This window comes from Pelomonas sp. KK5, from assembly GCF_001984095.1.
In the GTDB taxonomy this organism is placed as follows: Bacteria; Pseudomonadota; Gammaproteobacteria; order Burkholderiales; family Burkholderiaceae_C; genus KK5.
Map to the genome: position 1 here is coordinate 19400 of NZ_LYVQ01000058.1, position 12191 is coordinate 31590.

Below are 12191 nucleotides of genomic sequence, written 5' to 3' on the forward strand. Positions count from 1 at the left end.
GCCCATCACGATTCGTGCCACGCCTGCCGGCCACGCCGGGCTGCTGGATTGCCGCCGGAAACGCGACACAGTGTCTCGCTTCCGGCCCGCGATGGGGTGTGCAGCGCGGGCGGGCGCCGATGGCACATCGCTTGCGTGTGCCCGTGTCCATGAGCCTTGCCGACGTCGCTGCCCGTACCTCGCCCTGGACCTGCCCGTTCTGCCTGCTGCTGTGCGACGGGGCGGCCTGCGCCGGCGCGCGGCGTGGCCTGAGCCGCTTCACGGAAGCGCCCTCGTCGGCGCAGCCGCGGGTCGACGGCCGGGCGGCCACGCTGGATGAAGCGGTGGCCGCCGCCGTGGCGCTGCTCGCAGCCAGCCGCCAGCCGCTGATCGGCGGGCTGGGCACCGACGTCGCCGGGGGCCGCGCGCTGTATCGCCTCGCGTCGGCCTGCGGCGCCATCGTCGACGGCGGCGAGCCGCTGGCCCAGGGCCTGCGCGCCTTGCAGGACCGCGGCCAGTTCACCACCACGCTGGCCGAGGTGCGCACCCGGGCCGACCTGATCGTCTGCCTGCAGGGGCTGCCGCTGGCGCAGGCGCCGGAGTTCTTCGACCGGGTGGGTGTGGGCGATGCCGAGCAGGCGCTGGCGCCGCGGCGCCATCTGGTGATGCTGGGCCCGGGCGACGCCGCCGAGCAGGCCGTGCTGGCCGAGCTGGGGCAGCGGTCGGGAGTGACGGTCGAGGCCGTCGCCATCGGCGACCCCTTCGACACGCTGGCGCGCCTCGGCGCCCTGGTCGCCGGTCGGCTGCCGGCCGAGGCGGACCCGCCATTGGCCCGGCTGGCGCAGCAGCTCAAGGCGGCCCGCTATGCGGTGATCGTCGGCGAGCCGGCCCGCCTGCCCGGCCACGGCGCGCTGCTGATGGAGGCAGTGAACCGCATCGTCGGCGAGCTCAACCGCAGCACCCGCGCCGCGGCGCTGTGGCTCGGCGGCGGTGGCGGCGTGGGCACGGTGAACCAGGTCTTCGGCTGGCTCTCGGGCCTGCCGCTGCGCTCGCGGGCCGGGCCGCAGGGGCTGGAGCACGAGCCGCTGTGCTTCGCCGGCGAGCGGCTGCTGGCCGAGGGCGCGGTGGATTGCCTGCTGTGGGTGTCCAGCTTCGAGCCCGCGAACGAGCCGCCCGAGACGGAGCTGCCGCTGATCGTGCTGGGGCATCCGGATCTGGCGGGGCGAGGCCGGGTCTCCATCCCGGTCTCGACGCCGGGCGTGGGTTCGCGCGGCCATCTGTTCCGCGCCGACGGCGTGGTGCTGCTGCCGCTGTTCCCGCTGTACGAGGACACCTTGCCCACGCTGGCCGAGGCGCTGCAGCGGATCACCGAGGGCCTGGCGCCATGAGCGCGGCCCTGCGTCTTCGCGGCGGCCGCGTCGTCGACCCGAGCCATTCGATGCAGAGCAACGTCCGCGACGTCTGCGTGCAGGACGGTCGCATCGTCGCCGATGTCCCGCCCGATGCGATCGAGATCGACGCCGGCGGCTGCGTCGTCATGGCCGGCGGCATCGACATGCACAGCCATATCGGCGGCGGCAAGGTCAACCTTGCACGGCTGCTCTTGCCCGAGGCCGGGCGCAGCGGCTGCGGCGACTGCGTGCCCGGCACGCTGCACGCCGGCTACCGCTACGTGGAGATGGGCTACACCGCGGCCTTCGAGCCGGCGATGCTGCCCGCCAACGCGCGCCACGCTCACATGGAGATGGGCGATACGCCGATCCTCGATCACGGCGCCTACGTGATGCTGGGCAACGATGAGCTGTTCCTGCAGATGCTCGCCGAGGGCCAGGACTTCGAGCGCCTGCGCGACTACATGGCCTGGACCATCCACGCCAGCAAGGCGCTGGGCGTGAAGGTCGTGAACCCCGGCGGCATCTCCGCCTTCAAGTTCAACCAGCGCAAGCTCGACGTGGACGAGGAGCACGTCCACTGGCGCGTGACGCCGCGCCAGGTCGTCCACACGCTGGCGCGCTCGCTGAGCGAGCTGGGCATCGCCCACCCGCTGCACATCCACGGCAGCAACCTGGGCGTGGCCGGCAATATCGAGTCGACGCTGGAGACCATCCGCGCGCTGGACGGCCTGCCGGGCCACCTGACCCACATCCAGTTCCACAGCTACGGCCTGGACGGGCCGAAGAAGTTCAGCTCCGCCGCCGCGCGGCTGGCCGAGGCGGTCAACGCGAACCGCAACATCAGCATCGACGTGGGCCAGATCATGTTCGGCCAGACGGTCACCGCCTCGGGCGACACGATGCGCCAGCATGCGCAGTCGGGCCTGGCCAGCCCGCGCAAGTGGATCGGCGCCGACATCGAATGCGATGCCGGCTGCGGCGTCGTGCCCTTCCGCTACCGCGAGAGCAGCTATGTCAACGCGCTGCAGTGGGCCATCGGGCTGGAGATATTCCTGCTGGTGGACGACCCCTGGCGCGTGGCGCTGACCACCGATCACCCGAACGGCGGCCCCTTCACCAGCTATCCGCACCTGATCCGCCTGCTGATGGACCGCAGGTTCCGTAACGAGCAGCTTCAGCGCATCCATCCGGAGGTGGCCGCCAACTGCGCGCTGGCCTCGATCAGCCGCGAGCTGAGCCTGGAGGAGATCGCGATCATGACCCGCAGCGGCCCGGCCCGGCTGCTGGGCCTGCAGGACCGCGGGCACCTGGGCGTTGGCGCGGCGGCCGACATTGCCGTCTACCGCGAGAACACCGCCGACCGCGAAGCCATGTTCGCCACGCCCGAGTACGTGTTCAAGGACGGCACCCTGGTGGCCCGCGCCGGCCGCATCACCGCCGTGACGCAAGGCGGCACCCATTTCGCCGAGCCGGACTACGACCGCGGCATCGTCGCGCAGCTGCGCCGCCACATGGCGCGCCACGGCTCGGTCAATGTGGACGCGATGACGATCACGCCCGACGAGCTGTGCAGCTGCTGCAACCACGGCGGCCGCCTGCTGCCGCAGGCCTGCTTCGCCGGGGGGCGGCCATGATCCGCAACGGCGTCGCCATCGACGAGAGCTTTGCCGAGGCCTTCCCGATGAAGGCGGTGCGGCTGATCATCACCGCCCACGAGCCGGCCTGGGCCCGCCATGCCGCGGTGGCCGCCACCGGCTTCGCCACCTCGGTGATCGCCTGCGGCTGCGAGGCGGCGATCGAGCAAGACCTGGCCCCCGAGCAGACACCCGATGGCCGGCCCGGCGTGGCGGTGCTGATCTTCTCGATGTCAGGCAAGGAGCTGGCCAAGCAGGTGGAGCGCCGCGTGGGCCAGTGCGTGCTGACCTGTCCGACCACGGCGGTGTACGACGGCATCGCGGAGGGCGAGGCGATCCCGCTGGGCCGCAACCTGCGCTTCTTCGGCGACGGCTGGCAGATCTCCAAGGTGATCGGCGGGCGGCGCTACTGGCGCGTGCCGGTGATGGACGGCGAGTTCGTGGCCGAGGAGAGCTGTCGGGTGGTCAAGGGCGTGGGCGGCGGCAACCTGCTGCTGCTGGCCCGCGATACCGATGCGGCGCTGCGTTCGGCGGAGGCGGCGGTGGCGGCGATGCGGCGCGTGCCCAACGTGATCCTGCCCTTCCCGGGCGGCGTCGTGCGTTCGGGCTCCAAGGTGGGCAGCAAGTACGCCAATCTCGGCGCCTCGACCAACGATGCCTTCTGCCCGGGCCTCGTCGGCCTGGTGCCGCACAGCGAGCTGACGCCGGAGGTGCGCTGCGTGATGGAGATCGTGATCGACGGCCTGTCCGAGGCCGACGTGGCCGCCGCGATGCGCGCGGGCATCGCCGCCGGCATCGAGCGCGGCGCGGCGGGCGGCCTGCTGCGCATCTCGGCCGGCAACTACGGTGGCAAGCTCGGGCCCTTTCACTTCCATCTGCGCAAGCTGGTGGCCGACGGAGCGACGCCATGAGCGGCTGGCGGCTGACCCTGCGCCAGGCGCCGCCGCTGCGCCTGGACCTGCGCGCGCTGCAGCCGCGCGAGGGCATCACGGCGGCCGAGCTGGAGCAGCTGCCGCTGGGCCATGGCCGCGAGCTGCTGCCGCTGGCCGAGTTCTTCACGATCGCGCCGGCGGCCGAGTGGGTGCTGGAAGGCGAGGGCCTGGCGCGCTGCGACCGCATCGGCTGGCAGATGGCGGGCGGCACGCTGCGCGTGGCCGGATCGGCCGGTCACCATGCGGGCACCGGCATGAGCGGTGGCCAGCTGCTGATCGAGGGCGACGCCGGGGTGCATGCGGGCTGCGAGATGAGCGGCGGCATGCTGGACATCGGCGGCGATGTGGACGAGTTCGCCGCCGGCGCCCTGCCCGGCAGCATGGACGGCATGCGCGGCGGCACGCTGATCGTGCGCGGCAACGCCGGCCCGCGCTTCGGCGACCGCATGCGCCGCGGCACGGCCCTGGTGCTGGGCGACGCCGGCGATTTCCTCGCCTCGCGGATGGTGGCCGGCACGATCGCCGTGGCCGGCCGCATCGGCGCCCATCCGGCCTATGGCATGCGGCGCGGCAGCCTGGTGCTGCGCCAGTCGCCGCCGGCGCTGCCCGCCACCTTCGTGCCGGCCGGCGCCGAGGCCGCGGTGTTCTGGCAGCTGCTGGCGCGCGAGCTGGCGCGCCTCGACGAGAGCTTCGCCGACCTGCCCGGCCGCGCCATCGAGCGCCACCTGGGCGACCTCGCCGCCGACGGGCGCGGCGAGCTGATCCTTCTTCTTCCTCGCTAACTTCACGGATCGACTGACACCATGAGCAACAAGGACTACCTCTTCCATGCCGGCGAGGCGACGGTGCTGGCCGCCGAGGGCCAGTTCACCGACGCGATGCCCGAGATCCTGATCGGCCGCACGGACGGCCCGGTCGGCCAGGCCTTCGCCAACCTGATGGCGCAGAGCAAGGGTCACACGGCGATGTTCGCGATCCGCGCCTGCAACCAGCTGGTGCGCCCCGCCACGATGATCGTGCCCAAGGTGACGCTGAAGGACATGGCCAATATCGACCTCTACGGCGGCGTCGTGCAGAGCGCCACCGCCGATGCGGTGGTGGACTGCCTGATCGAGGGCATCATCCCGAAGGCGCTGGCCAACGAGCTGTGCATCATCAGCCTGGTCTGGATCGATCCCCGCTGCGCCACCGACCCGAAGCTGGACAAGAAGGACATGTACCGCACCAACCATGAGGCCACGAAGCTCGCGATCCGCCGCGCGCTGGCCAACGAGCCGAGCGTGGACGAGCTGATCGCCAACCGGCACAGGATCAGGCACGACATGGACGACTGGAGCTGATGCAGAACACCCCGCCGCTGGCGCTGTTCGACCTGGATCACACGCTGATCCCCTTCGACAGCGGCATGGCCTGGACGCGCTTCCTGGTCGGGCGCGGCGTGCTCCCGACCGCGGCGCCCGAGGCCTACCTGGCGGCCTGCCGCGGCTACGTCGACGGGCAGTTGGACATCCGCGCGCTGCATCGCGCCACCGTGCTGCCGCTGGCCGCGCTCGATGCGCCGGCGCTGGACGTCCTGGCGGGGGAGTTCGAGACCGCCGTGGCCCCCCGCCTGCCGGAGCAGATGCTGGCCCTGGTGCGCGGCCACCGCGAGCGGGGCGATGTCTGCGCGCTGGTCACGGCGACGGCCCGCTTCATCGCCGAGCCGCTGGCGCGCCTGTTCGGCCTGCCCCATGTACTGGCCACCACCTCCGCGCGCGACGCGGCCGGCCGGTTCACCGGCGAGATCGACGGCGAGCCCTGCTTCCGCGAGCACAAGATCAGCCATGTGCGCGCCTGGCTGGCGCAGGAGGGCTGGGCGTGGCCGGCCGAGCAATGCTTCTACAGCGACTCGATCAACGACCTGCCGCTGCTGGAGGCGGTGACGCGGGCGGTGGCCGTGCGGCCCGACCCGCGGCTGCGCGCCCATGCGCAGCAGCGAGGCTGGACCATCATCGATCCGGCTTCGTGACGAGCAGCTGCGTCTGCCAGCGCAGGGCGGCCAGCCGCCGCTGCGTGCCCGGGTGCGTGGCGGTGTCCTGCTGGGCGCCCAGGTACATGAAGATCGCCTGCGGGTTGTAGCTGTCCGGCCGCATCGCGGAGACGATCTGCGCCGCGAAGGCATCGGCCTCGAACTCCTGCTGGGTGGCCAGGCGCGAGGCATCGCGGCCCATGCCTTCGTTCAGGGGCGCCGGCAGCGGATCGCTGCCCACCTCGCCCGGCACCCATTTCTGGAACAGCAGCCCCATCTTCTGCCAGTGGCCCAGCGTCACATGGCCCAACTCGTGGGCCAGCACGAAGAGGCGCACGTTCTCCGGCGCGTCGGCCAGCCGGGCATTGGCCACCAGCACCTGGCCGTTCAGCGTCTCGGCGATCACCGGCCCGACGATCACATGCAGTTCCACCGGCGCCTGCAGCTTCAGCGTTTTCACGAGGGCGTCAAAGCTCTGGCGCATGATCCGCGCCTCGCGACCGTCCGGAGGGGCCAGTTCAAAGGATTCCAGCTGGATGCGTTGCGAGCGGGCCAGCACGTCGGTGATCGTTTCAGCACGGACGCTTGTCGCACCAACAAGTGACAGCAGGGCCCCGCCAAGTAGCAGGATGAGGGTCTTGAACAGCCTTGACATCGCCAAAACTCCGACGGCTAGGGTTTGTACTGATTATTCCTAGCAAAGCGCAGGCCCGATACAGCCGCGGAGTGCTCGACTGCGTCTTTATGGGCAGTTTCGGGCCCTCGCTTGCGGGGGTGGTCAAGCCCCAATGGATCGTGTCATGGGCGCATGGGATAGTGCCGGGCTTCGTGCTGGCCTGTCTCAGCGCCTGATTGTTGAATGAGCAGTATGTGTTCCCGGAAAGCTGAGATCGTCATGACCGTCGTCAAATCGCCCTCGAATATCGGCAAACGCGCCTATATGCATGCAAACCGCGGCTTTACGCTGCTGGAGCTGCTGGTGGTGATGGTCATCATCGGCCTGCTGGCCGGCTATGTGGGCCCGAAGTTCTTCGGCCAGATCGGCAAGTCCGAGGTCAAGGCCGCGCGCGCCCAGATCGACGCGCTGCAGAAGTCGCTGGACCAGTACCGGCTGGACGTCGGTCGCTACCCGACCACCGAGCAGGGGCTGGCCGTGCTGGTCACCAAGCCGGCGGACGAGCCGCGCTGGGCCGGCCCGTATCTCTCCAAGGCCGTGCCCAAGGACCCCTGGCACAACGACTACCAGTACCGCTCGCCCGGCGAGCATGGCGACTACGACCTGCTGTCCTTCGGCCGCGACGGCCGTCCCGGCGGCGAGGGCGAGGACGCCGACCTGGTGAGCTGGTAAGCAAGCCAGCCACTAGCGCCATGCCCAGCTACCAGGCCAGGGTCTTCAGCCCGGATGGCGCCGTTCGCACGCGCCGGGTGGAGGCTGCCGACCGCCAGTCGGTAGCGGCCGCGCTGGGCGTGGCGCCGCAGCATGTGCTGGCGGTCCAGGAGATTGCCGGCGCCGCCGACGAGGACGGCAGGGCCGGCGCCCGCGGCGGCAGCAGCAAGCGCTTCCCGTTGCGCCTGTTCAGCCAGGAGCTGGCGGTGCTGCTGGATGCCGGCATTGCGCTGCTGGAAGCGCTGAACACGCTGCGCGAGAAGGAGGCCAACGCCGCGGTGCGCCGCGCGCTCGATGCGGTGGTGGCCACCGTCGAGCAGGGCCAGCCACTGTCGGCGGCGATGCGCCAGCAGCCGCAGGCCTTTGACGAACTCGTCTGCGCCATCGTCGCGGCCAACGAACGCACCGGCCAGCTGAGCACGGCGCTGGCCCAGCACTCGCAGTACCTCGCCTGGGTGGAGAACCTGCGCGCCCGGCTGGTGGCCGCCTGCGTCTATCCGCTGATGCTGCTGGCGGTGGGCGGCGCGGTGATCCTGTTCCTGCTGCTGTTCGTGCTGCCCCGCTTCGCCGGCATACTGGACGGGCTCAACACCGACCTGCCCTGGGCCTCGCGGGTGCTGATCGACTTCGGCCAGACCGGCGGGCAGCATCCGTATGCCGTGCTGGGCGGCCTCGCGCTGCTGGCGGCCGGCGCGGTGGCGCTGTGGCGCAACCAGGCGATCCGGCTCCGCTTGCAATCCTCGTTATGGACGCTGCCCGGCCTCGGCCCGCGCCTGCGCGTGCTGGCGCTGGCGCGGCTGTACCGCAGCCTCGCGATGCTGCTGGCCTCGGGCGTGCCGGCGCTGGCGGGGCTGCGCATCGTCAAGGACGTGGTGGCGGCGCCCTGGCGGCCGGCCGTCGGCGCCGCCTGTGCACGCATCGAGCGCGGCGAGCGCCTCTCGGAGGCGCTGGAGGCCGAAGACCTGGCCACGCCGGTGGCGCGCCGCATGGTGCGCGTGGGCGAGCGCAGCGGCGAGGTGGCCAGCATGCTGGAACGTGCGGCGGCCTTCCACGACGAGGAAGCCGTGCGCCTCACCGAGCTGCTGACGCGCGCGATCAACCCGGCGCTGATGCTGGTCATGGGCGTCGTCATCGGCGGGATCATCGTGTTGATGTACCTGCCGATCTTTCAACTGGCGGAGCAGGTGCAATGACAGCCCCCACGCTCGCTGCGCTCACTGCCCCCCGAGGGGGCGCCGGCCTTCCTTGGGGCGGCCCGGCGAAAGGCCGTTCATGAGCGCCGCACTGAATTCATACTCTCTGGCCGACGTGCTGCCGGCCGACCATGGCCCTTGGCAGCTGGACTTCGAACATTGGCCCCAGGCCCAGGCGCAGCGCTGGCGCGCGGTGCTGGCCGTGGGCGCGAACGGCCGCCGCATGCTGCTGGCCGAGCGCGAGCTGGACGCGCTGCTGCTGCAGAGCGTCGAGGCGCGGCTGCAGGCGCCGGTGCGCTGGCTGCGCTGCGAACCGGCGGCGATCACCCACTGGCTGGGCGCGGGCGAGGCGGACTTCCGCGCGCTGTCCGACGTGGAGGAAGACAGCGTCGACGGCGAGATCGTCGGCGCCGATGCCGAGGAGCTCTCCGCGCTGCGCCTGTCCGAGCAGGCCAGCCCGGTGGTGCGCCTGCTCAATGCCACGCTCTACGACGCGCTGCAGGACGGCGCCAGCGACGTGCACATCGAATGCACCGCCCGCGGCGCGGCGATCCGCTTCCGCGTGGACGGCGTGATGGCCATGGTGCGCAGCGTGGACGGCGCGGCCACGGCCGAGCAGCTGGTCTCGCGGCTGAAGGTCATGTCCGAGCTGGACATCGGCGAGCGCCGCCTGCCGCAGGACGGCCGCTTCAAGCTGCGCGTGCAGGGCCGCGAGGTGGACTTCCGCCTGTCCATCATGCCCAGCGTGTTCGGCGAGGACGCGGTGATCCGGATCCTGGACCGGGCCCGCATCGAGCAGACCGGCTCGCTGACGCTGGATGCGCTCGGCTTCGACGGCGACGAGCGCGCCGCCATCCGCCACCAGGCCCGCCAGCCGCACGGCATGCTGCTGGTCACCGGCCCGACCGGCTCCGGCAAGACCACGACGCTCTACGCCACGCTGGCCGAGATCCACACCGGCACCGACAAGATCATCACGATCGAGGACCCGGTCGAATATCAATTGCCCGGCGTCGTGCAGATCCCGGTCAACGAGAAGAAGGGCCTCACGTTCTCGCGCGGCCTGCGCTCGATCCTGCGCCATGACCCGGACCGGGTGATGGTGGGCGAGATCCGCGATGCCGAGACCGCGCAGATCGCGGTGCAGGCGGCGCTGACCGGCCACCTGGTCTTCAGCACCGTCCACGCCAACAACGCCTTCGACGTGATTGGCCGCTTCATGCACATGGGGCTCGATCTCTACAACGTCGTGTCCGCGCTGAACGCGGTGCTGGCCCAGCGCCTGGTGCGCCTGACCTGCCGCCACTGCGCGCGGCCGGTGCTGCCGGACGAACTCACGCTGAACCGCCACGGCCTGAAGCCGGAGGACGGCACCTTCCTGAAGGGCGAGGGCTGCGGCCACTGCCGCGGCACCGGCTACAAGGGCCGCCGCGCGGTGGCCGAGCTGCTGAAGCTGGACGACGAGCTGCGCGACCTGATCGTGGCCCGCGCGCCGATGTCGCAGATCAAGGAGGCCGCCCGCGCCCGCGGCATGAAGCCGCTGCGTGCGCTCGCCCTGCAGGCAGTCTGCCGCGGCGAGACCACCTTCGAGGAACTGGAACGGGTCACCCTCGATGAATAGCAAGAGCAACAACAGCAAGAAGAGATTCGCGGCCTTCGGCGCCCGCTTCGCCGTGCCGCAGACGCTGTTCCTGAGTCCCGAAGGCGTGCACAGCGCCGAGGGCCAGGTCTTGCCTTTCGCCGACTGGTGCGCCGCCCATCCGGGCGCGGCCGTCGAGCTGATCGTGTCGGCGCGGCTGCTGCACGAACTGCTGATCGAGCCCGGCCTGCCGCTGGACGGCGAGGCCGCGCTGGCCGGCTATGCGCAGCAGCAGTTCAGCCACTACTTCGGTGCGGTGGCGCAGCGCTGGGCGGTGGCGCCCTGGCGCGCGGCCGGCGGCCAGCGCGGCGCCTCGGCCCTGCACGGCCTGGACTGGCCCGCGCTGCAGCAGGCGGCGGCCGAAGCCGGCGTGGACCTGCGCAGCGCACGCCCGGCCTGGGCGCCGCTGCTGCAGCGCGTGGCGCGCGAGGAAGGGGCCGGCCCGCAGACGGCGGCCCTGGCCTGGGTCGAAGGCACGCTGCTGAGCTGGATCCTGCTGCAGGCGGGCGAGGTCAGGGAAGTGCGTCAGCTCAGGCTGGCCGAACCCACGCTGGACGCGTTGAACGACACCCTGGCCGAGCTGCGCGCCACCAGCATCGTGGTGGCCGGCTATGGCCTGTCGGGCACGGCGCTGATGCCGGCTGGCGTGCGCGCACTGGGCTTCCTGAACAGCAGCGGCCCCGACCTGGGCGCTTTCGAGGCCGCGCCGCCACGGGGCCGGGGCCTGCCGCAGCCCGACTTCCTCGGCCAGCGGGTGCGCCGCTCGCTGCTGGCTTGGCCGCTGGCGCTGACGGGCCTGCTGGTGCTGGCCACCGCCGGCTGGAGCGCCTGGGACAGCCGCCAGCAGCGCGATGCCGCGCAGGACCAGGTCGCCCGGCTGCAGAGCCGCGCCAACGGCCAGCGCGCCGCCCTCGCGCCTCGCCCAGTGGCCCGTTCGAACAACCCGGCCGATGCCGAGCGCCTGCGCAGCGCCGCCGAGGTGCAGGCGCTGCTGCAGCAGGGCTGGGAACCGCTGCTGGCCAATGTCGAGCAGGCCGGCGTGCAGCTGCCGCAGCTGAACTGGCTGGCGCTGGACTACAGCGCCGGCCGCAACGAGCTGCGCCTGGAAGGCCTGGTGCAGGACAAGGCCGTGGCGCTGCAGCTGGTGGACCGGCTGGCCGCCGCGCCGGGCTGGGGTCAGGTCGTGCTGAGCCGCTTCCAGACCGGCGAGCAGGGCCTGGCCGGCCAGCGCTTCGAAGTGGGCGCCCGGCTGCAGACCACGCGCATGCAGGCCGACCTGCCGGTCGCGAACAACAACAGCAAGAAGACGCCATGAAGTGGCCTGACGAGCAATTCAAGCGCCAGTTGCGCAGCCTCGGCTGGCCCGGGCTGCTGGGCGCGCTGGCCCTGGCGGGCGCGCTGGCCCTGGGCCTGGCCGCCCGAGGCTGGGACCGCGAGGCCACCGGGCTGCAGGCCCGCGCCGACAGCCTGCGCCGCACGGCCGCCGTCCGCAACGACACGATCACCGAAGCTGCCGCCACGCCGGCCGAATGGCTGCGCCGCCTGCCGCCCGCCGCCGAGCGCCAGCAGCGCCTGGCCGACCTGCTGGAGATCGGCCTGCGCCTGGGCCTGACGCCGCAGCGCACCGAGCACCGCCTCAGCGTGGACAGCGCCGCCGGCCTCGAGCGCCTGCGCGTGACCATGCCGCTGACCGGCGGCTATGCCCAGTTGCGCCACTTCATCGAGGCGGCGCTGGAACATGACCCGGCGCTGAGCCTGGACAGCCTGAAGCTGCGCCGCTCCACGCCGCAGGCCGCCGAGCTGGAGGCTGAGCTGGTCTGGTCGCTGCATGGCCGGAGCGAGACGCCATGAGCGAGACGACAACGAAGCTGACCCCGCGTCACTGGCTGCTCGGCGGCGCGCTGGCGCTGACGATGGCCGCCACCATGTGGGCAGCGCAGACCCAGGACGAGGCCGACGAGGCGGTGCAGCCCGCGGCCGGCGAGCGCCGCGCCGCGGCCGCTCCCGCGGCGGCCCGAACCACCC

Annotated in this window: 12 protein-coding genes; 11 read left to right on the forward strand and 1 reads right to left on the reverse strand. The window is 72.0% G+C overall.

Translation table 11 applies throughout. From position 1 onward, the window contains the following. The first annotated feature begins 149 nt into the window (after positions 1-149). The 6 genes from B0W88_RS11485 to B0W88_RS11510 are packed head-to-tail and all read left to right on the forward strand — an operon-like array spanning position 150 to position 5947. Positions 150-1367, forward strand: coding sequence for a formylmethanofuran dehydrogenase (locus B0W88_RS11485; RefSeq protein WP_077034793.1), 1218 nt, complete (start codon positions 150-152; stop codon positions 1365-1367). Continuing rightward, positions 1364-3007, forward strand: a complete 1644-nt coding sequence (locus tag B0W88_RS11490) for a formylmethanofuran dehydrogenase subunit A (RefSeq protein ID WP_077034794.1) — start codon at positions 1364-1366, stop codon at positions 3005-3007. Before B0W88_RS11485 ends, B0W88_RS11490 begins: the two co-directional genes overlap by 4 nt. Beyond that, on the forward strand, positions 3004-3918 hold the full coding sequence (fhcD, locus tag B0W88_RS11495) for a formylmethanofuran--tetrahydromethanopterin N-formyltransferase (RefSeq protein ID WP_077034795.1): 915 nt from the start codon (positions 3004-3006) through the stop codon (positions 3916-3918). Before B0W88_RS11490 ends, fhcD begins: the two co-directional genes overlap by 4 nt. Beyond that, positions 3915-4721, forward strand: coding sequence for a formylmethanofuran dehydrogenase subunit C (locus B0W88_RS11500; protein ID WP_077034796.1), 807 nt, complete (start codon positions 3915-3917; stop codon positions 4719-4721). The genes fhcD and B0W88_RS11500 overlap by 4 nt, the downstream gene beginning before the upstream one ends. 21 nt (positions 4722-4742) lie before the next feature. Next, the gene (gene fae, locus B0W88_RS11505; protein ID WP_077034797.1) at positions 4743-5279 is read left to right on the forward strand and encodes a formaldehyde-activating enzyme; all 537 of its coding nucleotides are present in this window, start codon (positions 4743-4745) and stop codon (positions 5277-5279) included. Then, a complete protein-coding gene (locus B0W88_RS11510; protein ID WP_077034798.1) occupies positions 5279-5947 on the forward strand; it encodes an HAD family phosphatase in 669 nt (222 codons plus the stop codon). Before fae ends, B0W88_RS11510 begins: the two co-directional genes overlap by 1 nt. Here the strand turns inward: B0W88_RS11510 and B0W88_RS11515 are convergent. Continuing rightward, a complete protein-coding gene (locus B0W88_RS11515; protein ID WP_144006723.1) occupies positions 5928-6602 on the reverse strand; it encodes a M48 family metalloprotease in 675 nt (224 codons plus the stop codon). The two genes, B0W88_RS11510 and B0W88_RS11515, sit on opposite strands and share 20 nt — an antisense overlap. A gap of 240 nt (positions 6603-6842) precedes the next feature. On the opposite strand from B0W88_RS11515, the gene gspG reads away from it, so the two are divergent. The 5 genes from gspG (at position 6843) to B0W88_RS11540 (ending at position 12017) form a co-directional block, all read left to right on the forward strand. Further along, a complete protein-coding gene (gene gspG, locus B0W88_RS11520; RefSeq protein WP_158080843.1) occupies positions 6843-7295 on the forward strand; it encodes a type II secretion system major pseudopilin GspG in 453 nt (150 codons plus the stop codon). 20 nt (positions 7296-7315) lie between these two features. After that, positions 7316-8527, forward strand: coding sequence for a type II secretion system F family protein (locus B0W88_RS11525; RefSeq protein WP_077034800.1), 1212 nt, complete (start codon positions 7316-7318; stop codon positions 8525-8527). Between the two features lie 79 nt (positions 8528-8606). After that, the gene (locus tag B0W88_RS11530) at positions 8607-10148 is read left to right on the forward strand and encodes a GspE/PulE family protein (RefSeq protein WP_077034801.1); all 1542 of its coding nucleotides are present in this window, start codon (positions 8607-8609) and stop codon (positions 10146-10148) included. After that, positions 10141-11481, forward strand: coding sequence for a hypothetical protein (locus B0W88_RS11535; RefSeq protein ID WP_077034802.1), 1341 nt, complete (start codon positions 10141-10143; stop codon positions 11479-11481). Before B0W88_RS11530 ends, B0W88_RS11535 begins: the two co-directional genes overlap by 8 nt. Then, positions 11478-12017: a GspMb/PilO family protein gene (locus tag B0W88_RS11540; protein ID WP_077034803.1), complete on the forward strand. Its 540-nt coding sequence runs from the start codon at positions 11478-11480 to the stop codon at positions 12015-12017. Before B0W88_RS11535 ends, B0W88_RS11540 begins: the two co-directional genes overlap by 4 nt. Positions 12018-12191 lie beyond the last annotated feature (174 nt).

Bases quoted from the DNA above. Each gene is read 5' to 3' on its own strand.
- B0W88_RS11485 (WP_077034793.1), top strand. From the start codon at position 150: ATGAGCCTTGCCGACGTCGCTGCCCGTACCTCGCCCTGGACCTGCCCG.
- B0W88_RS11490 (WP_077034794.1), top strand. From the start codon at position 1,364: ATGAGCGCGGCCCTGCGTCTTCGCGGCGGCCGCGTCGTCGACCCGAGC.
- fhcD (WP_077034795.1), top strand. From the start codon at position 3,004: ATGATCCGCAACGGCGTCGCCATCGACGAGAGCTTTGCCGAGGCCTTC.
- B0W88_RS11500 (WP_077034796.1), top strand. From the start codon at position 3,915: ATGAGCGGCTGGCGGCTGACCCTGCGCCAGGCGCCGCCGCTGCGCCTG.
- fae (WP_077034797.1), top strand. From the start codon at position 4,743: ATGAGCAACAAGGACTACCTCTTCCATGCCGGCGAGGCGACGGTGCTG.
- B0W88_RS11510 (WP_077034798.1), top strand. From the start codon at position 5,279: ATGCAGAACACCCCGCCGCTGGCGCTGTTCGACCTGGATCACACGCTG.
- B0W88_RS11515 (WP_144006723.1), bottom strand. From the start codon at position 6,602: ATGTCAAGGCTGTTCAAGACCCTCATCCTGCTACTTGGCGGGGCCCTG.
- gspG (WP_158080843.1), top strand. From the start codon at position 6,843: ATGACCGTCGTCAAATCGCCCTCGAATATCGGCAAACGCGCCTATATG.
- B0W88_RS11525 (WP_077034800.1), top strand. From the start codon at position 7,316: ATGCCCAGCTACCAGGCCAGGGTCTTCAGCCCGGATGGCGCCGTTCGC.
- B0W88_RS11530 (WP_077034801.1), top strand. From the start codon at position 8,607: ATGAGCGCCGCACTGAATTCATACTCTCTGGCCGACGTGCTGCCGGCC.
- B0W88_RS11535 (WP_077034802.1), top strand. From the start codon at position 10,141: ATGAATAGCAAGAGCAACAACAGCAAGAAGAGATTCGCGGCCTTCGGC.
- B0W88_RS11540 (WP_077034803.1), top strand. From the start codon at position 11,478: ATGAAGTGGCCTGACGAGCAATTCAAGCGCCAGTTGCGCAGCCTCGGC.